At 67.1% G+C, this 23,427-nt stretch carries 26 protein-coding genes; 18 read left to right on the top strand and 8 right to left on the bottom strand.

What is annotated here, in order from left to right:
* The first annotated feature begins 215 nt into the window (after positions 1-215).
* From fabA to ACODRV_RS06225, 5 genes are all read left to right on the top strand, one after another.
* The gene (gene fabA / locus ACODRV_RS06245; protein ID WP_488907758.1) at positions 216-737 is read left to right on the top strand and encodes a 3-hydroxyacyl-[acyl-carrier-protein] dehydratase FabA; all 522 of its coding nucleotides are present in this window, start codon (positions 216-218) and stop codon (positions 735-737) included.
* A 64-nt stretch (positions 738-801) separates the two neighbouring features.
* Positions 802-2,031 (top strand): beta-ketoacyl-ACP synthase I, encoded by a 1,230-nt coding sequence (fabB, locus tag ACODRV_RS06240; protein ID WP_488907749.1) that lies wholly within the window; start codon positions 802-804, stop codon positions 2,029-2,031.
* Between the two features lie 98 nt (positions 2,032-2,129).
* On the top strand, positions 2,130-2,927 hold the full coding sequence (locus ACODRV_RS06235; protein ID WP_205750896.1) for an enoyl-ACP reductase FabI: 798 nt from the start codon (positions 2,130-2,132) through the stop codon (positions 2,925-2,927).
* 15 nt (positions 2,928-2,942) lie between these two features.
* Positions 2,943-4,103 (top strand): benzoate/H(+) symporter BenE family transporter, encoded by a 1,161-nt coding sequence (locus tag ACODRV_RS06230; RefSeq protein WP_141625476.1) that lies wholly within the window; start codon positions 2,943-2,945, stop codon positions 4,101-4,103.
* A gap of 94 nt (positions 4,104-4,197) precedes the next feature.
* Complete coding sequence (locus ACODRV_RS06225; RefSeq protein ID WP_141625475.1) at positions 4,198-4,374, top strand: YegP family protein; 177 nt, start codon at positions 4,198-4,200, stop codon at positions 4,372-4,374.
* 8 nt (positions 4,375-4,382) lie between these two features.
* Here ACODRV_RS06225 and rimM read toward each other — a convergent pair whose 3' ends face one another.
* From rimM to ACODRV_RS06205, 4 genes are all read right to left on the bottom strand, one after another.
* Positions 4,383-4,907, bottom strand: a complete 525-nt coding sequence (rimM, locus tag ACODRV_RS06220) for a ribosome maturation factor RimM (protein ID WP_141625474.1) — start codon at positions 4,905-4,907, stop codon at positions 4,383-4,385.
* Between the two features lie 137 nt (positions 4,908-5,044).
* Positions 5,045-5,599 (bottom strand): 30S ribosomal protein S16, encoded by a 555-nt coding sequence (rpsP, locus tag ACODRV_RS06215; RefSeq protein WP_141625473.1) that lies wholly within the window; start codon positions 5,597-5,599, stop codon positions 5,045-5,047.
* Positions 5,600-5,623: 24 nt separating this feature from the next.
* Positions 5,624-7,141, bottom strand: a complete 1,518-nt coding sequence (gene ffh, locus ACODRV_RS06210) for a signal recognition particle protein (protein WP_141625472.1) — start codon at positions 7,139-7,141, stop codon at positions 5,624-5,626.
* 255 nt (positions 7,142-7,396) lie between these two features.
* Positions 7,397-7,786 (bottom strand): hypothetical protein, encoded by a 390-nt coding sequence (locus ACODRV_RS06205; protein WP_488907748.1) that lies wholly within the window; start codon positions 7,784-7,786, stop codon positions 7,397-7,399.
* Positions 7,787-7,885: 99 nt separating this feature from the next.
* On the opposite strand from ACODRV_RS06205, the gene ppc reads away from it, so the two are divergent.
* Positions 7,886-10,645 carry a phosphoenolpyruvate carboxylase gene (gene ppc / locus ACODRV_RS06200; protein WP_488907747.1) on the top strand — a complete coding sequence of 920 codons (2,760 nt, stop codon included), beginning with the start codon at positions 7,886-7,888 and terminating at the stop codon, positions 10,643-10,645.
* A gap of 135 nt (positions 10,646-10,780) precedes the next feature.
* Complete coding sequence (locus ACODRV_RS06195) at positions 10,781-11,080, top strand: UrcA family protein (protein ID WP_488907746.1); 300 nt, start codon at positions 10,781-10,783, stop codon at positions 11,078-11,080.
* A gap of 91 nt (positions 11,081-11,171) precedes the next feature.
* Here ACODRV_RS06195 and ACODRV_RS06190 read toward each other — a convergent pair whose 3' ends face one another.
* The gene (locus ACODRV_RS06190; protein WP_488907745.1) at positions 11,172-13,307 is read right to left on the bottom strand and encodes a M3 family metallopeptidase; all 2,136 of its coding nucleotides are present in this window, start codon (positions 13,305-13,307) and stop codon (positions 11,172-11,174) included.
* A gap of 161 nt (positions 13,308-13,468) precedes the next feature.
* On the opposite strand from ACODRV_RS06190, the gene ACODRV_RS06185 reads away from it, so the two are divergent.
* Positions 13,469-14,326, top strand: a complete 858-nt coding sequence (locus ACODRV_RS06185; RefSeq protein ID WP_141625467.1) for a glutamate racemase — start codon at positions 13,469-13,471, stop codon at positions 14,324-14,326.
* 50 nt (positions 14,327-14,376) lie between these two features.
* Positions 14,377-14,904: a hypothetical protein gene (locus ACODRV_RS06180; protein WP_488907744.1), complete on the top strand. Its 528-nt coding sequence runs from the start codon at positions 14,377-14,379 to the stop codon at positions 14,902-14,904.
* Here ACODRV_RS06180 and ACODRV_RS06175 read toward each other — a convergent pair.
* Entirely contained in the window at positions 14,840-15,520 is a 681-nt protein-coding gene (locus ACODRV_RS06175; protein ID WP_488907743.1) for a DUF2306 domain-containing protein, read from the bottom strand. The two genes, ACODRV_RS06180 and ACODRV_RS06175, sit on opposite strands and share 65 nt — an antisense overlap.
* A gap of 104 nt (positions 15,521-15,624) precedes the next feature.
* Here ACODRV_RS06175 and ACODRV_RS06170 point away from each other — a divergent pair, with 104 nt between their 5' ends.
* Entirely contained in the window at positions 15,625-16,419 is a 795-nt protein-coding gene (locus ACODRV_RS06170) for a LytTR family DNA-binding domain-containing protein (RefSeq protein ID WP_141625465.1), read from the top strand.
* On the opposite strand, the gene ahpD is transcribed toward ACODRV_RS06170, so the two are convergent.
* Positions 16,416-16,949 carry an alkylhydroperoxidase, AhpD family gene (gene ahpD, locus ACODRV_RS06165; protein ID WP_488907742.1) on the bottom strand — a complete coding sequence of 178 codons (534 nt, stop codon included), beginning with the start codon at positions 16,947-16,949 and terminating at the stop codon, positions 16,416-16,418. The genes ACODRV_RS06170 and ahpD overlap by 4 nt on opposite strands.
* Before the next feature lie 186 nt (positions 16,950-17,135).
* Between ahpD and ACODRV_RS06160 the strand changes: the two genes are divergently transcribed.
* Together ACODRV_RS06160 and ACODRV_RS06155 are read left to right on the top strand one after the other, a co-directional pair.
* Positions 17,136-18,047, top strand: coding sequence for an SIMPL domain-containing protein (locus ACODRV_RS06160; RefSeq protein WP_141625463.1), 912 nt, complete (start codon positions 17,136-17,138; stop codon positions 18,045-18,047).
* A gap of 44 nt (positions 18,048-18,091) precedes the next feature.
* On the top strand, positions 18,092-18,514 hold the full coding sequence (locus tag ACODRV_RS06155) for an HIT domain-containing protein (RefSeq protein WP_141625462.1): 423 nt from the start codon (positions 18,092-18,094) through the stop codon (positions 18,512-18,514).
* A gap of 3 nt (positions 18,515-18,517) precedes the next feature.
* Here ACODRV_RS06155 and ACODRV_RS06150 read toward each other — a convergent pair whose 3' ends face one another.
* The gene (locus tag ACODRV_RS06150) at positions 18,518-19,072 is read right to left on the bottom strand and encodes a hypothetical protein (protein WP_141625461.1); all 555 of its coding nucleotides are present in this window, start codon (positions 19,070-19,072) and stop codon (positions 18,518-18,520) included.
* 207 nt (positions 19,073-19,279) lie between these two features.
* Between ACODRV_RS06150 and sdhC the strand changes: the two genes are divergently transcribed.
* The 6 genes from sdhC to ACODRV_RS06120 are packed head-to-tail and all read left to right on the top strand — an operon-like array spanning position 19,280 to position 23,418.
* Positions 19,280-19,741: a succinate dehydrogenase, cytochrome b556 subunit gene (gene sdhC, locus ACODRV_RS06145; RefSeq protein WP_488907741.1), complete on the top strand. Its 462-nt coding sequence runs from the start codon at positions 19,280-19,282 to the stop codon at positions 19,739-19,741.
* Positions 19,738-20,142: a succinate dehydrogenase, hydrophobic membrane anchor protein gene (gene sdhD, locus ACODRV_RS06140; RefSeq protein ID WP_141625459.1), complete on the top strand. Its 405-nt coding sequence runs from the start codon at positions 19,738-19,740 to the stop codon at positions 20,140-20,142. The genes sdhC and sdhD overlap by 4 nt, the downstream gene beginning before the upstream one ends.
* A gap of 3 nt (positions 20,143-20,145) precedes the next feature.
* Positions 20,146-21,930 carry a succinate dehydrogenase flavoprotein subunit gene (sdhA, locus tag ACODRV_RS06135; RefSeq protein ID WP_488907740.1) on the top strand — a complete coding sequence of 595 codons (1,785 nt, stop codon included), beginning with the start codon at positions 20,146-20,148 and terminating at the stop codon, positions 21,928-21,930.
* Positions 21,930-22,733 carry a succinate dehydrogenase iron-sulfur subunit gene (locus tag ACODRV_RS06130; RefSeq protein ID WP_141625457.1) on the top strand — a complete coding sequence of 268 codons (804 nt, stop codon included), beginning with the start codon at positions 21,930-21,932 and terminating at the stop codon, positions 22,731-22,733. The genes sdhA and ACODRV_RS06130 overlap by 1 nt, the downstream gene beginning before the upstream one ends.
* 5 nt (positions 22,734-22,738) lie before the next feature.
* Positions 22,739-23,080 (top strand): gamma-glutamylcyclotransferase family protein, encoded by a 342-nt coding sequence (locus ACODRV_RS06125; protein ID WP_488907739.1) that lies wholly within the window; start codon positions 22,739-22,741, stop codon positions 23,078-23,080.
* 17 nt (positions 23,081-23,097) lie between these two features.
* Positions 23,098-23,418, top strand: a complete 321-nt coding sequence (locus ACODRV_RS06120) for a 2Fe-2S iron-sulfur cluster-binding protein (protein ID WP_488907738.1) — start codon at positions 23,098-23,100, stop codon at positions 23,416-23,418.
* Positions 23,419-23,427: the final 9 nt, after the last annotated feature.

The following is a 23,427-nucleotide window of genomic DNA, read 5'->3' as shown; positions in this document are numbered from 1 at the left end:
GCCCCCACCCTGTCGTCGCTGCGCGCCGACATCCCTCCCCGGGACGGGGAGGGAGCGCAGGAGTGCCGCACCCCACACCCCACACCCGAAACCCCACGCCCCCGCAAACCCTCCGTCTCCGTTAAAAAGTTGAGCCCTGATGCGGGCTCGTGTAACCCGACGGCAACATCCGGGCGCAGGCTGCGCCCATCACCACGAGAACGTCTTTGTCCGAGCTGAAATATCCGTCGTCGTTCGATTATGAGGCCCTGCTGGCCTCGGGCCGTGGCGAACTGTTCGGTCCCGGCAACGCCCAGCTCCCGGCCCCGCCGATGCTGATGTTCGACCGGATCACGCAGATCAACGCGGACGGCGGCGAGCACGGCAAGGGCTATGTCGAGGCCGAGCTGGATATCCATCCGGACCTCTGGTTCTTCCAGTGCCATTTCATCGGCGACCCGGTCATGCCCGGCTGCCTGGGCCTGGACGCCATGTGGCAGCTGGTCGGCTTCTATCTCGGCTGGATCGGCGGTCCCGGCCGCGGCCGCGCCCTCGGCGTCGGCGAGGTGAAGTTCACCGGCCAGGTCCAGCCCGACGTGAAGAAGGTGACCTACAAGATCAATCTGAAGCGGGTCATCAACCGCCGTCTGGTCATGGGTATCGCCGACGGGGTGATGGAGGCCGACGGCGTTCCTATCTATACCGCCACGGACATGCGCGTCGGCCTGTTCGGCGGCGCGGAAGCGTCGGGCGAGTAAGTCCCCTATATTCCCCCGGACCGCGGATAACGCGGCGACTGATGAGTTACGGAAGGATTCCACCATGCGGCGTGTTGTCGTCACCGGGCTGGGCATTGTCTCCTCCATCGGCACCGGAGCCGCCGAGGTCACCGCGTCGCTGCGCGATGCGAAGTCGGGCGTCCAGCACGCCGCTGACCACGCCACGCACGGTTTCCGCTCGCAGGTCTGGGCGCCGCCGGCCCTGGGCCACACCGCCGAGGACTGGGCGCCGCTGGTGGACCGTCGCGCCGCCCGCTTCCTGGCCAACGGCACCGCCTGGGGCCACATCGCCTTTGAAGAAGCCCTGAAGGATTCCGGCCTGACCCCGGAAGAGATCAAGGATCCCCGCATCGGCCTGATCGTCGGTGAAGGCGGCCCCTCGACCCAGGTTATCCTGCAAGCCGCCCAGACCACCCTGGAAAAGGGCGCGCCCAAGCGCATCGGGCCGTTCGCCGTGCCGAAGGCCATGGCCTCGGGCCCGTCGGCCGTTCTGGCGACCTGGTTCGAGCTCAAGGGCATCAACTATTCGATCAGCTCGGCCTGCGCGACCTCGGCCCACTGCATCGGCGCGGGCGCTGAACAGATCGCCTGGGGCAAGCAGGACGTGGTCTTCGCCGGCGGCGTCGAGGACATCGACTGGTCCATGTCGAACATGTTCGACGCCATGGGCGCCATGTCCTCGAACTTCAACGACAATCCGTCGAAGGCCAGCCGCGCCTATGACAAGGATCGCGACGGCTTCGTCATCGCGGGCGGCGCCGGCATCGTCGTGCTGGAAGAGTACGAACGCGCCGTGGCGCGCGGCGCGAAGATCTATGCCGAAGTCACCGGCTACGGCGCCAACTCCGACGGCTACGACATGGTCGCGCCCTCGGGCGAGGGCGCCGAGCGCTGCATGAAGATCGCGCTGGAAATGGCCGGCAATCCGAAGATCGACTACCTGAACCCGCACGGCACCTCGACGCCCGTCGGCGACAGCAAGGAAATGGGCGCGGTCCGCAACGTCTTCGGCGACGACTTGCCGATGATCTCCTCGACCAAGTCGCTGACGGGGCACTCGCTCGGCGCCGCGGGCGCCCAGGAGGCCATCTACTGCCTGCTGATGATGGACAACGACTTCGCCGCCGAAAGCGCCCACATCGAGAACCTCGATCCCGAGTTCGAGGGCATGCCGATCCTGCGCAAGCGCCACGACGGCCCGCTGAAGCACGTCATGTCCAACTCGTTCGGCTTCGGCGGAACGAACGGCACGCTGATCCTCAGCAAGATCTAGACGACACCACCACGACCGGCCTCAAGCAGCGAGCGACCGCGTCGCGAGCGATAGGCCACTTTAGGAGAGCCAAGATGGCCGCTGAATCCACCTGGGACATGCCCACCGGCGACCTCATGAAGGGCAAGAAGGGCCTGATCATGGGCGTGGCGAACTCCAGCTCCATCGCCTGGGGCATCGCCTCCCAGCTGGCCGCCCAGGGCGCCGAACTGGCCTTCACCTACCTCGGCGAGAGCCTGGAGCGTCGCGTGCGTCCGCTGGCCGAAAGCGTCGGCGCCAAGCTGCTGATCCAGGCCGACGTCACCGACGACGCCTCGATGGACAAGGCGTTCGAGGAACTGGAAAAAGAGTTCGGCACGATCGACTTCGTCGTGCATTCGGTGGCCTTCGCCAACAAGGACGAGCTGAAGGGCTCCTTCGTCGACAACACCACCCGCGACAGCTTCCTGCTGGCCATGAACATCTCGGCCTTCAGCTTCGTCGACGTCGCCAGGCGCTCGGCCCGCCTGATGCCGAACGGCGGCTCCATGATCACCCTGACCTACCTCGGGTCGGAACGGGTCATCCCGAACTACAACACCATGGGCGTCGCCAAGGCCGCTCTGGAAGCCGCGACCCGCTACATCGCCCGCGACCTCGGTCCGAAGAACATCCGCGTCAACGCCATCTCGGCCGGCGCCATGCGCACCCTGTCGCTGGCCGGCATCTCGGGCGGCCGCGGCCTGCACTCGAAGTCGGCCCAGTTCTCCCTGATCAAGGAAGAGACCTCGATGGAAGGCGTCGCCGGCGCCGCCCTGTGGCTCTGCTCGGACCTCGGCCGCTCCACCACCGGTGAAGTCGTCCACGTCGACGCCGGTTTCCACGCCGTCGGCCTGCCGGACGACATCGAGGGCTAAGCCCGGTCAGCGGGGATGAGCGCCCCTCGCCTGCCCGTCTCCGCCATCTCGGCGGCCGCCGTCGGAACCGTGATCGGCTTCGGCGGCACCGTCGCGCTGGTGGTGCAGGCGGGCCATGTGCTGGGCGCCTCCCCGGACCAGATCGTGTCGATGGTGACGGCGCTCTGCCTCGGCATCGGCCTGCCCGGCCTGCTGCTCAGCTGGCGGATGAAGGTCCCGGTCATCCTGGCCTGGTCCACCCCCGGCGCGGCCCTGCTGGCGGCATCGACTCTCGGCGTCGGCTGGCCCACCGCCGTCGGCGCCTTCGTCATCGCCGGCGGCCTGATGGTCGTCACCGGCCTCGTCCCCGCCCTCGGGCGGCTGGCGGCCCGGATCCCCGGCGGCATCGCCTCGGCCATGCTGGCGGGCGTTCTGCTGCCCTTCTGTCTCAAGCTGTTTCTCGTCTTCCCGACCGATCTGGCGCTGGCGGCGGGCCTGTTCGCGGTCTTCCTGCTGATGCGGCGGCTGGCCCCGACCTGGGCCCTTCCCGCCGTCCTCATCGGCGCCTTCGCCGTGCTGGCCCTGCGCGGCCAGGTCGCCCTGCCGCCCGGAACCGGCCTGTTCGGCCAGCTGTCGCCGGTCGCGCCCGCCTTCGACCTCAAGGTCGCGGTCAGCCTCGCCCTGCCGCTGTTCCTCGTCACCCTCGTCTCCCAGAACCTGCCCGGCCTCGTGGTGCTCAAGGCCGCGGGCTATGAGCCGCCGCCGGGACCGCTGCTGCTCTCGACCGGCCTCGCCACCCTGGTCCTCGCCCCCTTCGGCGCCTACGGGGTCAATCTGGCCGCCATCGTCGCGGCCATCTGCACCGGGCCGGACGCCCATCCGGACCCGCGGCGTCGCTGGATCGTCGGCGTGATCTACGGCGGACTCTATCTGGTCGTGGCCCTGTTCGCCGCCCCTCTGGCGGGACTTTTCATCGCCATGCCTCCGGCCGCCCTCGCGGTGCTGACCGGACTCGCCCTCATCGGTCCCCTGACCGGGGCCCTGCAGGGCGCCATGGCCGAACCGGACCATCGGGAGGCCGCCGTCATCGCCTTCGCGGCGACCGCCTCGGGGGCCGCCCTGTTCGGCATCGGCTCGGCCTTCTGGGGCCTGCTGGCCGGCTTCCTGGCCCTCGCGGCCCTGCGCTGGAGGCGCTGACCTCACGAGCCTGTGTCCGCTTGCCGACAAACCGGCGGTTGACGCCCGCCGCTGTTCCGGCCCAGCCTGAGCCCATCTCAAAGGGAGAGCCGCCATGGCCCACAAGTTCGAGATCTACAAGGACAAGGCCGGAGAGTTCCGGGTCCGCTTCAAGTACAACTCGGAAACGCTCTTCTCGACCGAGGGCTACAGCTCCAAGGCCTCGGCCCAGAACGCCATCGACTCGATCAAGAAGAACGGGCCTGACGCCCCGACCGAGGACAACAGCTAGGCCGACGCTCAGTCGGGCTCGCGCTCGCCGACCTCGTTGGGCCGCACCACCAGCAGCCAGCCGTCGGCCAGATGCAGCTCGGGCACGGCGTCCCTGGTGAACGGCAGATACCAGGTCGGGCCACCGGCGGCCGGAGCGATCTCCAGCATGTCGGAGGCGCCGAAATTCTGGACCGACTTCACCGTGCCCAGCACGGTCCCGTCCGGCTCCCGCCCTTCGACCCCGACCAGATCGGTCAGATAGAACTCGTCCTCGTCCGGCTCCGGCAACCGGTCGCGCGGGATGAACAGTTTGAGCCCGCGCATCGCGTCGGCCTGCTCCTTGGTGGCGATCTCCTTCGCCCGCCCGACCACGCCGTTCTTGTCCGGCCGCGCCGAGGTCAGGGTCAGCCCCACCGACCCGTCCGCCCGCAGCAGGTCGCGATAGGCCAGCAGGGCCATCGGGTCGGCGGTCCAGGCGGTCACCCGCACCTCGCCGCGCACGCCGAAGCCGCCGGCGATCTGTCCAACCTGAATGAGCTTGTCCTGCGTCATTGTCACCTCGCTGCCGCCGTTCCCGACTTCCCGGCCTCAACTAGCGCGAAGCGCGGCGGGCGCCTTCTAAAAAGAAGAAGGGCGGCGCCCGTCGGACGCCGCCCTTCCTCAGATCAAATCCGGCGAACCGGAAGAAATCAGGCTTCTTCGGTCGACTCGGCGGCCGGGGCTTCCTCGGCGGCGACTTCAGCAGCCGGGGCTTCTTCAGCAGCGGCTTCAGCCGGAGCTTCTTCAACGGCCGGAGCGGCGGCCGCAGCAGCAGCGGCGGCAGCGGCTTCTTCCTTGGCGCGCTGGGCGGCTTCAGCGGCTTCCACCTTGGCGGCGGCTTCGGCTTCGGCGCGGTCAGCTTCGCGCTGGGCGCGTTCGGCGGCGCGCTCTTGCGCCTTCTTGCCCGGCTGGGCCTTGTTCGGGTTGTTGGACTGGGTCCACTTCACCTTGCCGGCCAACGCTTCGTCCTGCGACAGGAAGCGAGCGACACGGTCGGTCGGCTGCGCGCCCTTCGACAGCCATTCAGCGATACGGTCGGCCTTCAGCACAACGCGCTTCTGCTCGCCGTCGCGCGGCAGCATCGGGTTGTACGAGCCAACGCGCTCGATGAACTTGCCGTCGCGCGGAGCGTGCGAGTCAGCAACGACGATGTAGTAGTACGGGCGCTTCTTGGCGCCACCACGGGCCAGACGGATCTTCAGCATTTCAGGTCTCTTTCAGGGATCGTTCTATTTCTTGGGAGGGAAGCCCGGCAGGCCCGGAAGGCCCCCCGGAAGTTGTCCGCCGCCCAGGCCCGCCATGCGGTCCTGAAGGGCTTTCAATTCGTCGGCGCTCGGCTCGGGCATCTTGCCCCCGCCCATCGCCTTGAGGCGGGCCATGTCCGGTCCGCCGCCACCGCCGAGGCCGCCGAGCATGGCGGCCATCTGCTGCATCTTCTTCGGTCCGCCGCGCGACAGCGACTTGACCATGTCGGCCATCTGCCGGTGCTGCTTGAGCAGGCGGTTGATGTCCTGAACCTCGACACCGGCGCCGGCGGCCACGCGCTTCTTGCGGCTGGCGTTCAGCAGGTCCGGCTTCTTGCGCTCGGCCTTGGTCATCGAGGAGATGATCGCTTCCTGGCGGGCGATCATGCGGTCGTCGATGTTGGCGTCGGCCATCTGTGCTTTCATCTTCGCGACACCGGGCAGCATGCCCATGATGCCCTGAAGACCGCCCATCTTCTTCATCTGCTGGAGCTGGGCGGCGAGATCGTTCAGGTCGAACTGTCCCTTGGCCAGCTTGCGGGCCATGGCCTCGGCCTTGGACGCGTCAAGCTCCTGGCTCGCCTTCTCGACCAGGGCGACAATGTCGCCCTGACCCAGAATGCGACCGGCGACGCGACGGGCGTCGAAGGCGTCCAGCTGGTCGACCTTTTCGCCGGCGCCCAGATACTTGATCGGCAGGCCGGTGACGGCGCGCATCGACAGCATGGCGCCGCCGCGGCCGTCGCCGTCGGCGCGGGTCAGGATCAGGCCCGTCAGCGGCAGGCGCTCGTGGAAGGCCTTGGCGGTGCGAACCGCGTCCTGACCGGTCAGGCTGTCGGCGACCAGCAGGGTCTCGACCGGCCTGGCGATAGAGGCGACTTCCGCCACCTCGGCCATCAGGGCCTCATCCAGCGTAATGCGGCCGGCGGTGTCGAGGATCAGGACGTCGAAGCCCTGCAGCTTGGCGGACGTCATCGCCCGCCTGGTGATCTGGACGGCGCTCTCGCCCTTCACGATCGGAAGCGTCGCGACCTCGATCTGCCTGCCGAGGGTTTCGAGCTGCTCCATGGCCGCCGGACGACGCGTGTCCAGCGAGGCCATCATGACCTTCTTGCGGTCGAACTTGGTCAGACGCAGCGCCAGCTTGGCGGACGTCGTCGTCTTGCCGGAGCCCTGCAGGCCGGCCATCAGGAAGACGGCGGGCGGGGTGGCGTTCAGATTCAGCGGAACCGGCTCTTCGCCGCCCAGCATTTCGACCAGACCGTCATAGACGATCTTGATGACCTGATCGGCCGGCTTGACCGAACGGATGACCTCTTCGCCCGTCGCGCGCTCGGTGGCGAAGGCGATGAAGTCCTTGACGACGGGCAGGGCGACGTCGGCCTCGAGCAGGGCCACGCGCACTTCGCGCATCGCCTCCTGCACATCCTTTTCGGACAGGGCGCCGCGACCGGTGATCCGGTCGAATACGCCTGAAAGCCGCTCGTTCAGAGCCTCGAACATCAACTACCTCACGCCCATTTTCGCTTCAGGTCACGACGACCTGAATCCGGAAAATCGGCCACAAACCCTGCGCAGGTGGGGCGGCTCCATACGAAGACAACCTCTGGCGACGATCACGTCGGCAGAGGGTTCTCGCCCACCTCGTCCGGTCGAAACCGGGGTCGTGTGGGAGGAGACGCAGGTTCACTTGCGTCGGAAGCGGCGGCTTATGGCGGAAAGTCGAGCGTTTGTCGACTCAGGACCTGACGCCGTCGGTCATACCACGATGTCCAGCAGGACGGCCTCGGTCTTTCCGTTGCGGGCGGCGTCCTGCACCTGCTGCTGCATGGTTTCCTCCAGCTTCTGCTGGATCAGGCGGGCGATCTCACCCTCGATTGAGGCGCCCTGCTCCTGCGGCAAGGCATCGACGCCCTGCTCGGTCATGCCCTTGTCCGACAGGATTTCAGCGCGAAGCTTCTCCTTCAACGCCTCCATCTTCTGTTCACGCGCCCATTCCGTCAGGCCTTTCTGACGAATGTCCTCAATGTCCGAGCGGGCCGTGTCCCGTGCGGAACCTTGGGTGGACGGCGAATTCTGCCGGGTCGAATCCGTACCGGTCAGACCGGCGATGCCGCTCAGCAGACTACTAACCAACGAAATGGACATGACATTTCCTCTGGGTACCCAGCACGCGGGCCGGGCTTCTGGTCGGAAACTGCAAACGGCGGGCCGAACGCACTTTCGGTTTCGGCGTTGGCGTCAGGCATGGCCCATTCCGAAACCCCTGATACGGTGACGCTCCCGGCCTCCTCGCTGCGAGACACCACCATGATCCAGGCCGCCGACGACCGGCTGCGCGAAGAAGTCCGACTGCTGGGCGGACTTCTGGGCGAGGTGATCCTCGCCGAGGGCGGGCGCGAACTCTACGACCGGATCGAGGCCGTGAGGCAGGCCTCAGTCGCCTGGCACCGGAACGCCGGCGAGAAGGACGCCCGCCTGCTTGAGACCCTGCTGGGCGAGCTTTCGCTGGATCAGGCGGTTGGGCTGGCGCACGGCTTCGCCGTCTTCTCCCTTCTGGCCAATGTCGCCGAGGACCGGGCGGGCAAGCGGCGCGCGCGGGAACAGACCGTCTCGGGCGCCCGACCGGATACGCCGGAAGGCGCGCTGGAACGGCTTAGGGCCGCCGGACAGTCCACGAACGACGCGCGTGACCTGCTGAAGACCGCCCTGATCTCCCCGGTCCTGACCGCCCACCCCTCCGAAGTCCGCCGCAAGAGCGTGATCGACCGTATCGCCGCCGTCTCGGACCTGCTGGACGCCTGCGACCAGAACGGCTCCGCTTGCGATGTCGAGACCCGGGATGCAGGTCTGCGCCGACAGACCACGATCCTGTGGGCCACGCGACTGGTCCGGCAGGCCGGACTGGTGGTGCAGGATGAGATCGACACCGTCGTCTCCTTCCTCGAACGCATCTTCCTGCACGTCGCCCCGGCCCAGCTCGCGGATTGGCGCAAGCGGCTGGACGCGCCAGATCTGGAGCCTTTCATCCGCATCGGCACCTGGGTCGGCGGTGACCGCGACGGCAACCCCAACGTCACCGGGGAGGTTCTGACCGCCGCCTTCCGGACCCAAGCCCGGGCCGTCCTGCGCTTTTATCTGGACGAGGTGAATGCGCTGGGCGCCGAATTGAGCCTCTCAGGCTCGATGAGCGTGATCTCGCCCGAGCTTGCCGCGCTGGCCGGTATTTCGGGCGATCACTCCGAGCATCGGGCGGACGAGCCCTACCGGAAGGTCCTGAGCCAGATCTACGCCCGGCTGGCGGCGACACACCCGATCCTCACCGGCCAGCCCGCCCCTCGCGCCGCCGCCTTCGCGGCCGAGCCCTATGAGGGCCCGTCGGCCTTCCGGGCCGATCTGGCCGTCTTGCAGGACAGTCTGGTCGCCAACCACGGCGCGGTCTTCGCGGAAGACCGGCTGGCCCGCCTGATTACCGCCGCCGATGTGTTCGGCTTCCACATGGCGACGCTGGACCTGCGCCAGAACTCTGACGTGCACGAGCGGGTCGTGGCGGACCTGCTGAAGGTGGCCGGTGTCACGGACGACTACTCGGCGCTGAGCGAGGAAGCCCGGCTGGCGGTTCTGGCTTCCGAGCTGGCTTCCGGGCGTCTGCTGTTTAATCCCTATGAGACCTATGCCGAAGAGACTCTGAAGGAACGGCGCATCCTGCAGGCGGCGGCCGAGGCCCTGCGCCTGTTCGGTCCGCAAGCCATCCGGACGCACATCGTCTCCAAGACCGACGCCGCCTCTGACCTTCTGGAGGTCTATCTGCTGCTGAAGGAGGTCGGACTGTTCCGGCCGGAGGACCCGTCGTCCTGCCCTGTTCAGGCCGCGCCCCTGTTCGAGACCATCGGCGACCTGCGGGCCTCGCAGCCGACGCTGGAACGCCTGTTGAAGGAACCGTCCGCCCTCGCCGTCGCGAAGGCGCGCGGGGTGCAGGAGGTGATGATCGGCTATTCGGACTCCAACAAGGATGGGTCTTATCTGACCTCGACGTGGGAGTTGCACGAGGCGTCGCGCGCCCTGCTTGAGGTGACCGACAGGGCCGGCCTGCGTCTGCAGCTGTTCCATGGTCGGGGCGGCGCGGTGGGCCGTGGCGGCGGCTCCAGCTTCGCCGCCGTGCTGGGTCAGCCGCAGGGCACCGTCGCCGGACGTATCCGCGTGACGGAGCAGGGCGAGGTTATCGCCAACAAATACGGTGAGCCCGAGGTGGCCCGTCGCAATCTGGACGCCCTGACCTGCGGCGTCCTGCTGGCGTCACTGGCGCCGCCACCCGACGCAGAGCTGACCGCAAAGCATGGCGCGACCCTGTCGAAGCTCTCGCAGGCCTCGATGAGCGCCTATAGGGCGCTGGTCTATGAGACCGACGGCTTCGTCGACTATTTCCGCGCCGCCACCCCCATCGCGGAGATCGCCGATCTGAAGATCGGGTCGCGGCCTGCTTCACGCACCGCGTCCACCGCCATCGAGGATTTACGGGCCATTCCATGGGTGTTCAGCTGGAGCCAGAGCCGGGTCATGCTGCCGGGCTGGTTCGGCTTCGGCTCAGCCGTCGAGGGCGTATCGGTCGATGAGCTTCAGGCCATGCACCGCGACTGGCCCTTCTTCCGGACCCTGATCCAGAACATGGAGATGGTCATGGCCAAGGCGGATATGACCATCGCCAAACGCTACGCCGGTCTTGTTCCGGACGCCGCTCTGGCGGATCGGGTGTTCTCAGCCATCCGGGCCGAGTGGGACCGAACGGAGGCTGCGGTTCTGGCCATTACCGGTCAGGAGGCCCTGCTGGGCGGCCAACCCGAACTGGACAGGCTGATCCGGCTGCGCATGCCCTATGTCGAGCCGCTGAACCACGTGCAGATCGAACTGATCCGCCGCCGGCGCGCCGGGGACGATGACCCCCGCGTCCGTGAAGGCATCCTTCTGGCGCTCAACGGCGTGGCCGCCGGTTTGCGCAACAGCGGCTGATCAACGGTCAGGTTTCGGCGATTTAATGCGGCGTCTCGATTTCGCCGTCGAAGTCTCACGGGCCTGAAACAGGCGCGGCTCATACGGCCTTCCGTCACCACCCCCGAGTGACGCAGCGCTCCGCAGGAGACCGCCATGAAGACCCTCGCTTCCCTGACCGCCGCCCTGTCCCTCCTCGCCGCCGGTTCGGCGTCGGCGCAGGAGGCCCGCATCCAATGGGCCGATTTGAACCTGGCCTCGTCGGCGGGCGCCGCCGCGCTCGATCAGCGCATCGAGGTCGCCGCTCGCGACCTGTGCCGGACCGCCCGCCGTCCGGGCAGCCGCCTGAGCGACCGCGACTTCTGCGAAGCCGCTGTCCGCCGCGAAGCCCTGCGCCAACTGCCCGGCACAGCCCAGGTCGACTACGCCGCCAGCCGGGCCGTCGTGGCCTACTGATCTTGCGACGGGCGCCGCCTCAGCCTCGCCCACCCAGTGAGAAAGGCCGGTGGCGAACCACCGGCCTTTCCTTTGTACAGATCTGTCAGCCTCAGCTGGTGGGGAAGCCCCGCACCCGCAACAGGGCCGCCACGTCCGGGTCGCGGCCACGGAAGGCGCGGTAGGCTTCGCCCCGATCCGTGGTGTTGCCCGGCGCCAAGATGATCTCCTTGTAACGACGGCCGATCTCCGGATTGAAGACGTCGCCAGACTCCTCGAAGTAGGCCCAGGTGTCGGCGTCCATCACCTCCGACCAAAGGTAGCTGTAATAGCCGGCGGAGTAGGCGTCCGACGTGAACAGGTGATTGAACTGCGGCAGGCGGTGCCGCATCACGATCTCCTTCGGCATGCCGTAGCGCGCCAGGCTGTCGCGTTCGAAGGCGTCGATGTCGGTCGGCGGCGTGGCCTGGGTGTGGAGGTCCATATCAACCAGCGCTGACGACAGATAGCTGACGGTCGCATAGCCCTGATTGAAGGTGGAGGCGCGCTCGACCTTGTCCACCAGCGCCTGCGGCATGGGCTCGCCGGTCTGATAGTGCTTCATGAAGCCGTCAAGGATCGGGCGCGACAGCACCCAGTGTTCATGCACCTGTGACGGATACTCCACGAAGTCGCGCGGCGTGCCGCCCAGCGCCGGATAGTTCACCGTGGAGTTCAACGAGTGCAGGGCGTGGCCGAACTCGTGGAACAGGGTCTCGGCGTCGTCCAGCGAGATCAGCAGGGGCTCGCCCTCGCCCGGCTTGGTGAAGTTGTTGTTGTTCGAGGACAGGACATTCTTGCGACCGTCATAGGTCGAGTGCGAGCGATAGCTGGTCGCCCAGGCGCCCGAGCGCTTGCCGGCGCGGGCGAAATCGTCCGAATAGAACAGGCCGACGTTGCGACCGGTCGCCTTGTCGTTGACCTCGAACACCTCGACGTCCGGCGTGAAGCCCGGGACCACGCCCTTCGGCAGGGCCTTGAACTCCAGACCATACAGACGTTCGGCCATGTAGAAGGCGCCACGCTTGACCGCGCCCAGTTCGAAGTAGGGCTTCAGCTCGTTCTGATCGAGGTCGTACTTCTGCTTCTTCACCTTCTCGGCGTAGTACAGGTAGTCCCAGGGCTCGATGTCATGGCCGGCGATGGCGCGCATGTCCGCCACTTCCTCGGCCACACGGGCCTTGGCCGGAGCCCAGACGCGGTTCATCAGGTCCATCGCGGCGGCCGGGGTCTTGGCCATGGTGTCCTGCATGCGCAGTTCAGCGTGGTTGCGATAGCCCAGCAGCTTGGCGCGCTGATCCCGCAGACGAACGATCTCGGCGATGGTCGCATTGGTGTCGTTGGCGTCGCCGTTGTCGCCACGGTTCACGAACTTGCGCCACACGATCTCGCGCTGGGCGCGGTCGTCGCCGAAGGTCAGGAAGGGATCGACGCTCGAGCGCGTGTTGACGATGGCCCAGCCCTGAACATTGCGGCTGCGCGCAGCGGCGGCGGCGGCGGCCTTGTTCGAGGCGGGCAGACCGGCCACGCCCGCTTCGGTCGTGATGACCGTCCAGGTGTTTTCGTCCGCCACGACCTTCTGGCCAAAACTGGTGAAGGCGTTGGACAGGGCGGTGTTGATGCGGCCCAGCTCGGCCTTCTTGCCCGCGTCCAGGGCGGCGCCGCCCCGGATATAGGCATCGCGGCTGCGGGTGACGATGCGGGTCTGTTCGGCGGTCAGGCCCATGGCCTGTGCGTTGTCGGCAACCGTCTTGATGCGGTTGAACAGTTTTTCGTTGAAGGTGATCTCATCGCCCGCGGCGGAGAGCAGGGGCGAGACTTCACGATCCAGCGCCTGATAGTCGGCCGAGCCGATGTTCGAGGTCATCACGCCGAACAGGGCCATGGCCCGACCCAGCGGTTCACCCGCCATCTGCATGGCGACCGAGGTGTTGGCGAAGGTCGGGGCGTCGGGGTTGTCGGCAATGGCCGTGATTTCGGCGCGACGCAGCTCGATGCCTTCAAGGATCGCTTCACGGAGCTTCGGCGCGGTGACCTTGTCCCACGGGGGCACGCCCTCATAAGGCCCGGTCCAGACCTGCAGCAGCTCGGCGCGCGGCGTCTGAACCGGCAGGACAGCGCGGGCGACCCGGGCGTCCTCGGCCATACCGCCGGTGGAGCCCGCGGCGCCTCCGGTCGTCGCGCAGCCTGCGGTGGCGGTCAAAGCCATAAGGCTGCCTCCGGCGATGAGAAGATGGCGTCTGTGCATGGGAACTCCGTAGCGTCGGTTCGTTTCCCCGGACCCTGGACCCGGAGCGGGCGGACTGTCACACGAACGAGGCCGAAGCTCCAGCCATGGACGGAAGCGGGCGGCGCGGCTAAATCGCGCCCATGGCCATTGGCGTTTTTGACTCCGGCGTGGGCGGGCTGACCGTCCACCGTGAACTGACCCGACGCTTTCCCGAGCGGGATTTCGTCTATCTGGCCGATCAGGCCAACGCCCCCTATGGCGGCCGAGGCGGCGAGGAAATCGTCGATCTGACCCGCGCGGGCTGCGAACGGCTGTTCGAGGCCGGAGCCAATGTCATCGTCCTGGCCTGCAACACCGCCAGCGCCATCGCCCTGCGCCGCCTGCAACAGACCTGGGTGCCGGAAGCGCGGGCGCGTCATGGCCGCCCGGTCAATGTGCTGGGCATCATCGTGCCGACCATCGAAGCCGCCACCGGCCTGCCCTGGACCTATGAAGCCGAGCATCGGGCGGAAGGTGAGAAGGTCGAGGCTATCGCCGTCAACGGCGTCTTCTGCACCGCCGCCACGGCCATGAGCCGGGTCTATGAGATCGAGATCGACAAGCGCCGCGAGGATCTGGCCGTCTTCTCCGAACCCTGCCCCGGTCTGGCGGGCCTGATCGAGCTGGGCGCGCCGACAGAGGAGCTGGAAGTCGTGGTCCGTGATCATGTCGACGCCCTGCGTCGGCGCATCGGCCGCCACCCGGACAAGGCGATCCTCGGCTGCACCCACTACGAGATCGTCGCCGATATCTTCGCCGCCGCCCTGCCGGCTGAAACCGCGATCATTCACCAGCCCGCCGCCGTGGCCGATGCGCTGGAGCGCTACTTCGCACGGCACCCGGAGTACGCGCTCGGCGGCTCCGGCCGTCGTGACTTCCTGACCACCGGAAATCCGGGTCCGCAGTCCGAGCGGGTCAGCCAGTTCTGGGGCGCGCCCCTGACCTTCCAGTCCGCCTGACTTGACGCCGCCCTCTGATCGGCGGCCATTGGCTGTCAGGAGGAAGGGCCATGCTGAAATCACTGCTCATCGCCGGGGCGCTGGCCTTGCCGGCGGGCCCCGCCGCCGCGGAAGTGGTGGAGCGGAGCGCCGACGGCTTCACCCTTCGGTACGCCAGGTCCATCGAGACTTCGGCGGGCGAGGTCGTAATGGCGCTCGAATCCATCGGCGCCTGGTGGGACGGCGCACATACCTACAGCGGCGATGCCTCCAATCTGTCGATCCGGCTTGAGCCCGGCGCCTGTCTTTGTGAACGATTGGCCGACGGCACGTCCTTCGAGCATGGTCGGGTCATTCTGCTGGATGATGACCACTTGAGCCTGAACGCGGCGCTGGGCCCTCTGAAGGGCCGGACATCCAGGGCCGACCTGACCTTCAGCTGGCCAGACGCGAACGCCGCGGATGTGACGGTGATCATGACGTTCAGGGTCGAAGGCGCGGGCGTCGGGGCTTGGGCTGACGGCGTCGACGCCGTCATGCAGGGCCAGTACGACCGCCTGATGCATTATGTGGAGCACGGCGAGACGCCGGGGGCCTGACCACGGGCGAACTGTCGGCTCCGTGGACCCGCCACAACCACAGCTCCGCGATCAGCAGGTTGGGCAGCCAGCACAGGAATGAGATGGCGCGGTAGGCTTCTTCGAACGGCAGCCCGCTGAGGGCCGCGAGGGGCAGCAGAACTCTCAGCGTGACCGCAGCCAGCGTCAGCGAAAGGCTGCGGATCATCCAGCGCCGATGACCGGTCAGATCACCGCGAATGACCTTAAGCCACCCCATGACGGTCGTGAAGAACCACACCACCGCCAAGCCGCCGAAACCCACGCCAGCGATTGGTCCCGCCGACGTTGTCAGGGCGAGCCACGCCCCCGCGACCGCGCTGGACAGACAGGCGAGCACATAGCCCCGTCCGGCGAACCGATGCCACCGCAGGCGCACGCCTCTGCGGGTAACCAACTGGAACAGCCCGAGCGTCAGGGCCGTGACCCCCCCGGCGACATGAACGACCAGCGCCCACGGCCGGTGCTCCAGATGCGGGATGACCGGCGGGGCGGGGAATGCCGGATCGGGCGCCAGATAACGCGCGCTCAGCAAGGCGACCCCCAGCGCCATCAGGATCAGAAGACTGAACCCCGCCACCTTCATCAATCGCTTCACAAGACCGCTCCCCTGTTTGAGAAGGGCGGCTTGAACCACCCCCCGGGGACGTGTCAGCGTTCCGTTCGCGAACGGAGCAGGTTCCTTCGCGAACGGGGCCGCGCGTGACCAAGGTGCAGTTGATCAATGTCCTGCGGCGCCCCCTTCTGGGTCGCGCGACCGTTGCGGAATTCAACGCACTGGTCCTTCTCGGACTCTTCCTGTCCGCGATTGAAGCCTTCGGCACGGGCGCGATGAGCCCGGGGCTGCGTAACATCTACTGGCAGATGGCGCTGATCGGCGGCGGGGTCATCGCCGCCCTGGTCGAGGTGGCCCTCAGACACATCTTCCGGGATCGCCCGGTTCTGTTCATCACCATTCAATTGCCGGTGATGACCTTGCCGATCACCGGCTGGGTGTCCGTGATTCCGGTCGTGTTCTTCGGGCCCCACGCCGCTGCGGAAAGCTATCTGCCGCTCTTGCCCGATGTGCTGACCGTCAACATCGCGATCATCATCGCATCCGCCGCAATTCGCAGGATGGCGGCGCCGAATGCTCGCTTGCCGGTCGCAGACAACCAGACGCCCCCGGCGATCCGGGCGAAGCTGACACCCCGGCTGGCGCGCTCAAGGCTGATCGCCGTACAGGCGGAGGACCACTACCTGCGCATCCACACCGAGGCCGGCTCCAGCCTGATCCTGATGCGATTCAGCGATGCGCTGGCGGCGCTGTCCGACTGCGACGGCTTCCAGACCCATCGCTCGTGGTGGGTGGCGCGAGCCGGGGTGGAAACCGCCCGCTGGAAGGGGGGACGGGGCGAGTTGCGCCTTTCTGACTCGCTCGTCGCGCCGGTCAGCCGGACCTATGCCGCAGCTCTGAAGGATACCGACTGGGCCTCGCCCGTCGCTATGCAGCCCTAGGAGGCCAGAGCCGCCTCTGACGACACTATGCGGCTGACCGCATGGACCACCGCGCCGATCCGGAGCGCGCACTGGATCTGCGTGTTGGGCACGGCATGTTCGCGCAGCGTCGCTTCATGTGCGTCCAGACAGGCGCCGCAGCCGTTGATGGCCGACACCGCCAGAGCCCAGAGCTCGTAGTCAACCCGCTCGACGCCCGGATTGCGGTTCACGTTCATGCGCAGGCGAACCGGAAGCGTGGCGTACTCGGGGTTCTTCATGATGTGCAGCGCCCGGAAGTAGACGTTGTTCATGCCCATGATGGCCGCCGCCGACTTGGCCACGCTCATGGCTTCAGGCGACAGGACAGTCGTGGCCTGGGCCTCAATCGCCTTCACCACCGGCGCGACGCCGATGCCGTGAGCCGAAGCGAGGAAGCAACCCCACTTCTGTTGCTCGCTCAGAATGGTCTCCTCGATCAACGAGTCCATGTTCTGGGAAATGTCGCGGGCATAGGCCGGAATCTGGTCGCGCAGGGCGTCGAGGGGCATGAAGGGTCTCCGCCGGGAGGAATGAGGATCGCATTGAACCGCCGAAAATCCGGTGATCCGCGCCGCACAGGATACAGGTATTTCCGACCCCTATCCCAGACCTGACAAGACCTGACGACAAGGTCCCGTGCCCTTTCCCGGCCGGCCCGCGCGCGTCAGGCTGACCGGGCGACAGGGAGTACCGGAATGTCTCGTTTAACCGCCGTCCTGCTGACCTTCACCGCCCTCGGATCGGCCCTCGCGCCATCCGTCGGCCTCGCCCAGACCCCGCCCGCCGCGATTGGCGATCGTTACGTCCCCGCCCCCTGGTGGATGCGCGATCCGGTCATTGCTTCGGTCGGCTATGTTCGCACGGAGGTTCCGGCCAACCGGGCCGCCTTCAACGCCACCTTCCAGTCGGTCGAGCGCACCGCCGCCGAGGCCTCGCGCAAGGCCGCCGATCAGGTCCGCGCCCTCAGTCAGGCGCTGGCCGCCTATGGCGTCGATGTCGCCCGTGTGGAGACCTCGATCACCACCCGACCGATCTACGACCAGTATCGCGATGAGAACGGCGTCCTGCGCGACAACGTCCGCGCCGACCGCATCGCCCGCTATCAGGCCGACGCCAGCGTCTCGGTGACCCTCCGGGACGTGTCTGTGCTGGAACGCGCCTATGCGACGGTGATCGCCTCCCAGCCGACCTCCGTCAGCGCCGTGCGCTTCAATCTCGAGGCGGAGAATGCGGTGAAGACCTGGCTGCAGGGCGAGGCGGTCAAGGATGCGGCCCGCCGCGCCCGCGCCGCCGCCGGGAACGCCGGAGCTGACCTCGGCGGAGTCAGGGTCATCGACCCGACCGGGCGAGCGTGCGAGACGGATGTCCTGGCCGGCTGGCCGTCCTACAGTTCCGGCGTCGAAGGCGCAACAACGGTCGAGGACGTCGCGGTGACCGGCGCTCGCGTCCAGCGCGCACCGGGAGCGCCGCCGCCTCCCCCTCCGCCGCCTCCACCCGCCGGAGCCGGCGCGCCGACCGAGGCCCAGATCGAGGCGGCGAGGCTGGCGCTGCAACCGCCGCTGCGTGAACTGACCGACCGCGCCTGCGTGGTCTACGCCCTGAACTGACCGGACGGCTTGACGCCCGGCCACCGACAGGCGACCGAGGCGTCATGTCCACTGACTTCAAAGCCGACCCCGCCTTCGACGCCGGGTCCGTCATCGCCCTCGACTGGCCGCTGTGTCAGGTGCGGCTGCAGGATGACAGCCGCTTCCCGTGGCTGATCCTCATCCCCCGGCGGACCGGGCTACACGAACTGGAAGATCTGGGGCGGGACGAGCGCACGGCCCTGATGGACGAAGTCCTGAGGGCCGGCGATATGGTGCGGCTGCTCGGTGAGACATCAGGCCGTCCGGTTCAGAAGTTGAACGTCGGCGCCATCGGCAACATCACGGCCCAATTGCATGTGCACGTCGTCGGACGCCGTCATGACGACGCCGTCTGGCCCGATCCGGTCTGGGGTCGAGGGCCCGCGACGCCCTATGGGGCGCCCGCGCTGCAGGCTGCAATTTCCCGGCTGCGGCTCAGCCAGTAACGATCAGTCGGGGCGAGAGACCGACACAGCCCGGGACCGGCCGTTGGAGGCCAGGGTTCCCCGCCAGCCGCCGCCGCGCGCGGGCTCCAGCGTCAGAACCCCCATGCCTTCCAGCGTGATGGTGCGACCGCTGGCCGTGGCGACGCCGAAGCCGTCCGGATTACGCCAGCCGCCCTCGACCGGACCGCTGCGCGGATCGCTCATCACCAGACCGAACAGGACGTGACCCCTCTCATCAGACACGCGCCAGCTCCCGTCGAGCGGCCCGGAGGTCTGATCAACCCGAAGCTCGGCATTGGTCACGCCACGATTGTAGGCGACCTCGACCGCCCCCGGCACAAACTCATAGGACCGCGCATAGGCGTCGACAGAGACCGCGGCGGCCAGCGGGGGCCGTTGGGTTTCGTCGCCGTCTCCCTGTGCGTTTTCTCTTCCGAAGCTGGAGTTCGGCTCGAACGGACGGATCGCGGGCGCCGAATACAGCACCTGCGAGGAGGGATGCGGGGCGGACTGCTGCAGGAGAGCGCCCGCAAGTGCGAAGACGATAAGGCCTGACATGCGCCTTAAGCTGCCGTGCGAAGGTTTCCAAAGCTACTACAGATCGCCCGCGCTCGAAATTGTGATGAGAAAACGCGCCGTCCGTGAGGTCATCGGGCGAAAGTTGTGAACCTTGGCTGCGTTGACCCTCCCGCCGTCGCTGACTAAAGCCTGTTCACCGATTTCGAGCGACTGATTTCGCTCAGGTTTTTTGAGAACCATTCGCAAATGTCGAGCTCCCCAACGACGGGTGACAAGGCGACCGACCGGACCGGTCGCTTCGTGCGTCAGCCCAACGGCCGCATCACGCCCCTTTCGCCCCATCTGCAGACCTGGCGCTGGCACGTCACCATGACGGCCTCGATCCTGTTCCGTGTCACCATCGGCGCCGCAAGCGTCGGAGCCTTCTTCGGGCTGGCCTGGCTGGGACTGGCCGCCTGCGGGCCCGAGGCCTATGAGACGGCCCGCGGGCTCGCCGGCTCGCCATTCGGCCTGTTCATCGGCTTCGGCCTGACCGTGGTGCTGTTCTCGTTCGTGCTGAACGGCGGGCGCCACCTGATCAATGACACCGGCAACGGCCTGACGCTGAAGTCGGCCACTCTGCTGTCCAACATCGCCGTGTGGGCGCCGATCCCGCTGGCGATCCTGTTCTGGGCGGCCCTGTTCGCCACCGGGAGGGTTTCGCTGTGAGCGGTCCGGCAAAGTTCAAGAAGAACGTCAAGATTTCCGAGCGTCACGGCGCGAAAGAATGGGCGCTGGAGCGGGTCTGCCTGCTGCTGCTGATGCCGCTGGGCCTGTGGGTGGGCTGGGTCGCCTTCAGCCTGACCGGCGCCTCCCACGCTATGGTGATGGACTGGTTCGCCAGCCCGGTGAACGCCGTCCTGCTGGCCGCCACGGCCATCATCTTCTCCACCTTCGCCGCCCTCGCGTGGAAGGTGATCGTCGAGGACTATGTTCACACGCCGGGCGCCAAGGGCCTGTCGCTGTTCCTGGTCAACCTCTTCTTCTTCGCCCTGGCCGCGGCCAGCGTCTTCTTCATCGTGCGTCTGGCTCTGGGCTCCGCCCCTCTGCCGGCGGGTATCGGAGCCTGACCGGTGGCTGCTTACGAATTTGTCGATCACGAATATGACGTCGTCGTCCTCGGCGCCGGCGGCTCCGGCCTCCGCGCCGCTCTCGGCGCCGCCCAGCAGGGCCTGAAGGTCGCCTGCGTCACCAAGGTGTTCCCGACCCGCTCGCACACCGTCGCGGCGCAGGGCGGCATCTCCGCCTCGCTCGGCAACATGGGCGAGGACTCGTGGAAATGGCACATGTACGACACCGTGAAGGGGTCGGACTGGCTGGGCGACCAGGACGCCATCGAGTATCTGGTCCGTGAGGCCCCCAAGGCGGTCTATGAGCTGGAACACTGGGGCGTGCCGTTCTCACGCACCGACGAAGGCAAGATCTACCAGCGCGCCTTCGGCGGCATGACCCGCAACTACGGCGAAGGCCCGGTGCAACGCACCTGCGCCGCCGCCGACCGCACCGGTCACGCCATTCTTCACACCCTCTACGGCCAGTCGGTCCGTCGCGAGGTCGAGTTCTTCGTCGAATATTTCGGCCTGGACCTGATCATGCAGGACGGCGCCTGCACCGGCCTGACCGCGCTGAAGCTGGACGACGGCACCCTGCACCGCTTCCGCGCCAAGATGGTCATTCTGGCCACCGGCGGTTACGGTCGCGCCTATTTCTCGGCCACCTCGGCCCACACCTGCACCGGCGACGGCAACGCCATGGTGCTGCGCGCCGGCCTGCCGTTGCAGGACATGGAGTTCGTGCAGTTCCACCCGACCGGCATCTACGGCGCCGGCTGCCTGATCACCGAGGGCGCGCGTGGTGAAGGCGGTTACCTGACCAACTCGGAAGGCGAGCGCTTCATGGAGCGCTATGCGCCGACCGTGAAGGACCTGGCCCCCCGCGACATGGTCAGCCGCTCCATGACCATCGAAATCCGCGAAGGCCGCGGCGTGGGTCCGAACAAGGACCACATCTTCCTGCACCTGGATCACCTCGATCCGGCGATCCTGCACCAGCGCCTGCCCGGCATTTCGGAATCGGCCAAGATTTTCGCCGGCGTCGACGTCACCAAGGCGCCGATCCCTGTCCTGCCGACGGTCCACTACAACATGGGCGGCATCCCGACGAACTATCACGGCGAGGTGCTGACGCTGCGCGACGGCAACCCGGACAGCGTGGTTCCGGGCCTGATGGCCGTGGGCGAAGCCGCCTGCGTCTCGGTGCACGGCGCCAACCGTCTGGGCTCCAACTCCCTGACCGATCTGGTCGTGTTCGGCCGGGCCGCCGGTCTGCGCACCGGGGAGGTCGTCGACAAGACGTCGAAGGTGCCGGACGCCCCGGCCTCGACAACCGATAGCCACCTGGCCCGTCTGGACCGCTTCCGCTTCGCCGACGGCTCAACCCCGACCGCCAAGCTGCGCATAGAGATGCAGCGGGCCATGCAGTCGGACGCCGCCGTGTTCCGCACCGGCAAGACGCTGGAGGAAGGCGTCGCCAAACTGCGCGCCATCCACGCCCAGGGCAATGACATCAAGACCACGGATCGCGGCCTGATCTGGAATACCGATCTGGTCGAAACCCTCGAGTACGACAACCTGATCGATCAGGCCCTTGTCACCATCGAGGGGGCCCTGAACCGGACGGAATCGCGCGGCGCCCACGCCCGCGAGGACTATCCGGATCGCGACGACACAAACTGGATGAAGCACACCCTCGCCTGGAAGACCCCGGGAGACGCGGTGAAGATCGACTATCGTCCGGTGCACAATTACACGATGTCCGACGAGGTCTCGTACATCGAACCCAAGGCGCGGGTGTACTAATGGTCCAGCTTGCTCTCCCCCGGGGCTCGAAGCCCACCACCGGCAAGGTTCACAAGGCCCCCGCCGGCGCGAAGAACGTCAAGACCTACAAGGTCTATCGGTATGATCCCGAGGTCGACGCCGATCCGCGTTGGGACATCTTCGAGGTCTCGGCCGACGATCATGGGCCGATGCTCCTGGACGCCCTGATCCACATCAAGAACGAGATCGACCCGACCCTCGCCTTCCGCCGGTCGTGCCGCGAGGGCATCTGCGGCTCGTGTTCGATGACCATCGACGGACGCAACACACTGGCTTGCACCAAGGGCATGGACGAGTGCGCCTCGGACACAATCTCGATCGCGCCTCTGCCGCACCAGCCGGTGGTCAAGGATCTGGTGACCGACCTGAGCCTGTTCTACGCCCAGTACGACTCGATCCAGCCCTACCTCCAGTCGGACGAGCCCGATCCGACCACGGAGCGTCTGCAGTCGCCGGAGGACCGCGCCAAGCTGGACGGTCTGTACGAGTGCATCCTGTGCGCCTGTTGCTCGACCTCATGCCCGAGCTACTGGTGGAACCAGGAAGAATACCTCGGCCCGGCGGCCCTGCTGCAATCCTACCGCTGGATCGCTGACAGCCGCGATGACGCGACAGACAAGCGCCTCGATGATCTCGAGGACCCGTTCAAGCTCTATCGCTGCCACACGATCATGAACTGCGCCCAGGTCTGCCCGAAGGGGCTGAACCCGGCCAAGGCCATCGCCGAGACCAAGAAACTGATGGTCTCGCCGAGCCGCAAGAAGGAAAAGGCCTCGGCCTGACCCGGATGACCGAAGTTCTCCTTTTCTCCTACGGCACCCTTCAGGACCCGCAGGTGCAGGGGGTGAACTTCGGGCGACGGCTGGATGGCTTGGCGGACGCCTTGGGCGGCTATGAGCGGACCATGGTCGAGATCACCGATCCGAACGTGATCGCCGAGAGCGGCCTGACCCACCACCCGATTGTTCGACCTACGACGGACGGTTCAGGACGGATCGAGGGCGTGGTCTTCCGCGTCACCGACGCCGAGCTGCATGCCGCCGACGACTATGAGGTCGATGATTACCACCGCATCCGGGTGACACTGGAATCCGGGCTCGACGCCTGGGTCTATGTCGCCCGTTCATAGTCTGATAGCAGCCCCACATGGCCAAGATCACCTACGTCGAGCACGACGGCAAAGAGCACACCGTGGAGGTCAAGAACGGCCTCAGCGTGATGGAAGGCGCGATCCGGAACAATGTCCCGGGCATCGACGCCGACTGCGGCGGCGCCTGCGCCTGCGCGACCTGCCACGTCTATGTGGACGAAGCGTTCCAGGCCGAAACGGGCCGTCCGTCCGCTATGGAGGAGTCCATGCTGGACTTCGCGGAGAACGTTCAGCCGAACAGCCGCCTGTCCTGCCAGATCCGCGTCTCGGATGATCTGGAGGGTCTGGTGGTCCGCCTGCCGGAAAACCAGCACTGAGCCTCGACC

The organism is Brevundimonas sp. FG8, assembly GCF_057808845.1.
This window is presented reverse-complemented; position numbering and strand designations above follow the sequence as displayed.

Bases quoted from the DNA above. Each gene is read 5' to 3' on its own strand.
- fabB (WP_488907749.1), top strand. From the start codon at position 802: ATGCGGCGTGTTGTCGTCACCGGGCTGGGCATTGTCTCCTCCATCGGC.
- ACODRV_RS06235 (WP_205750896.1), top strand. From the start codon at position 2,130: ATGCCCACCGGCGACCTCATGAAGGGCAAGAAGGGCCTGATCATGGGC.
- ACODRV_RS06230 (WP_141625476.1), top strand. From the start codon at position 2,943: ATGAGCGCCCCTCGCCTGCCCGTCTCCGCCATCTCGGCGGCCGCCGTC.
- ACODRV_RS06225 (WP_141625475.1), top strand. From the start codon at position 4,198: ATGGCCCACAAGTTCGAGATCTACAAGGACAAGGCCGGAGAGTTCCGG.
- rimM (WP_141625474.1), bottom strand. From the start codon at position 4,907: ATGACGCAGGACAAGCTCATTCAGGTTGGACAGATCGCCGGCGGCTTC.
- rpsP (WP_141625473.1), bottom strand. From the start codon at position 5,599: ATGCTGAAGATCCGTCTGGCCCGTGGTGGCGCCAAGAAGCGCCCGTAC.
- ffh (WP_141625472.1), bottom strand. From the start codon at position 7,141: ATGTTCGAGGCTCTGAACGAGCGGCTTTCAGGCGTATTCGACCGGATC.
- ACODRV_RS06205 (WP_488907748.1), bottom strand. From the start codon at position 7,786: ATGTCCATTTCGTTGGTTAGTAGTCTGCTGAGCGGCATCGCCGGTCTG.
- ppc (WP_488907747.1), top strand. From the start codon at position 7,886: ATGGCCCATTCCGAAACCCCTGATACGGTGACGCTCCCGGCCTCCTCG.
- ACODRV_RS06195 (WP_488907746.1), top strand. From the start codon at position 10,781: ATGAAGACCCTCGCTTCCCTGACCGCCGCCCTGTCCCTCCTCGCCGCC.
- ACODRV_RS06190 (WP_488907745.1), bottom strand. From the start codon at position 13,307: ATGGCTTTGACCGCCACCGCAGGCTGCGCGACGACCGGAGGCGCCGCG.
- ACODRV_RS06185 (WP_141625467.1), top strand. From the start codon at position 13,469: ATGGCCATTGGCGTTTTTGACTCCGGCGTGGGCGGGCTGACCGTCCAC.
- ACODRV_RS06180 (WP_488907744.1), top strand. From the start codon at position 14,377: ATGCTGAAATCACTGCTCATCGCCGGGGCGCTGGCCTTGCCGGCGGGC.
- ahpD (WP_488907742.1), bottom strand. From the start codon at position 16,949: ATGCCCCTCGACGCCCTGCGCGACCAGATTCCGGCCTATGCCCGCGAC.
- ACODRV_RS06160 (WP_141625463.1), top strand. From the start codon at position 17,136: ATGTCTCGTTTAACCGCCGTCCTGCTGACCTTCACCGCCCTCGGATCG.
- ACODRV_RS06155 (WP_141625462.1), top strand. From the start codon at position 18,092: ATGTCCACTGACTTCAAAGCCGACCCCGCCTTCGACGCCGGGTCCGTC.
- ACODRV_RS06150 (WP_141625461.1), bottom strand. From the start codon at position 19,072: ATGTCAGGCCTTATCGTCTTCGCACTTGCGGGCGCTCTCCTGCAGCAG.
- sdhC (WP_488907741.1), top strand. From the start codon at position 19,280: ATGTCGAGCTCCCCAACGACGGGTGACAAGGCGACCGACCGGACCGGT.
- ACODRV_RS06130 (WP_141625457.1), top strand. From the start codon at position 21,930: ATGGTCCAGCTTGCTCTCCCCCGGGGCTCGAAGCCCACCACCGGCAAG.
- ACODRV_RS06125 (WP_488907739.1), top strand. From the start codon at position 22,739: ATGACCGAAGTTCTCCTTTTCTCCTACGGCACCCTTCAGGACCCGCAG.
- ACODRV_RS06120 (WP_488907738.1), top strand. From the start codon at position 23,098: ATGGCCAAGATCACCTACGTCGAGCACGACGGCAAAGAGCACACCGTG.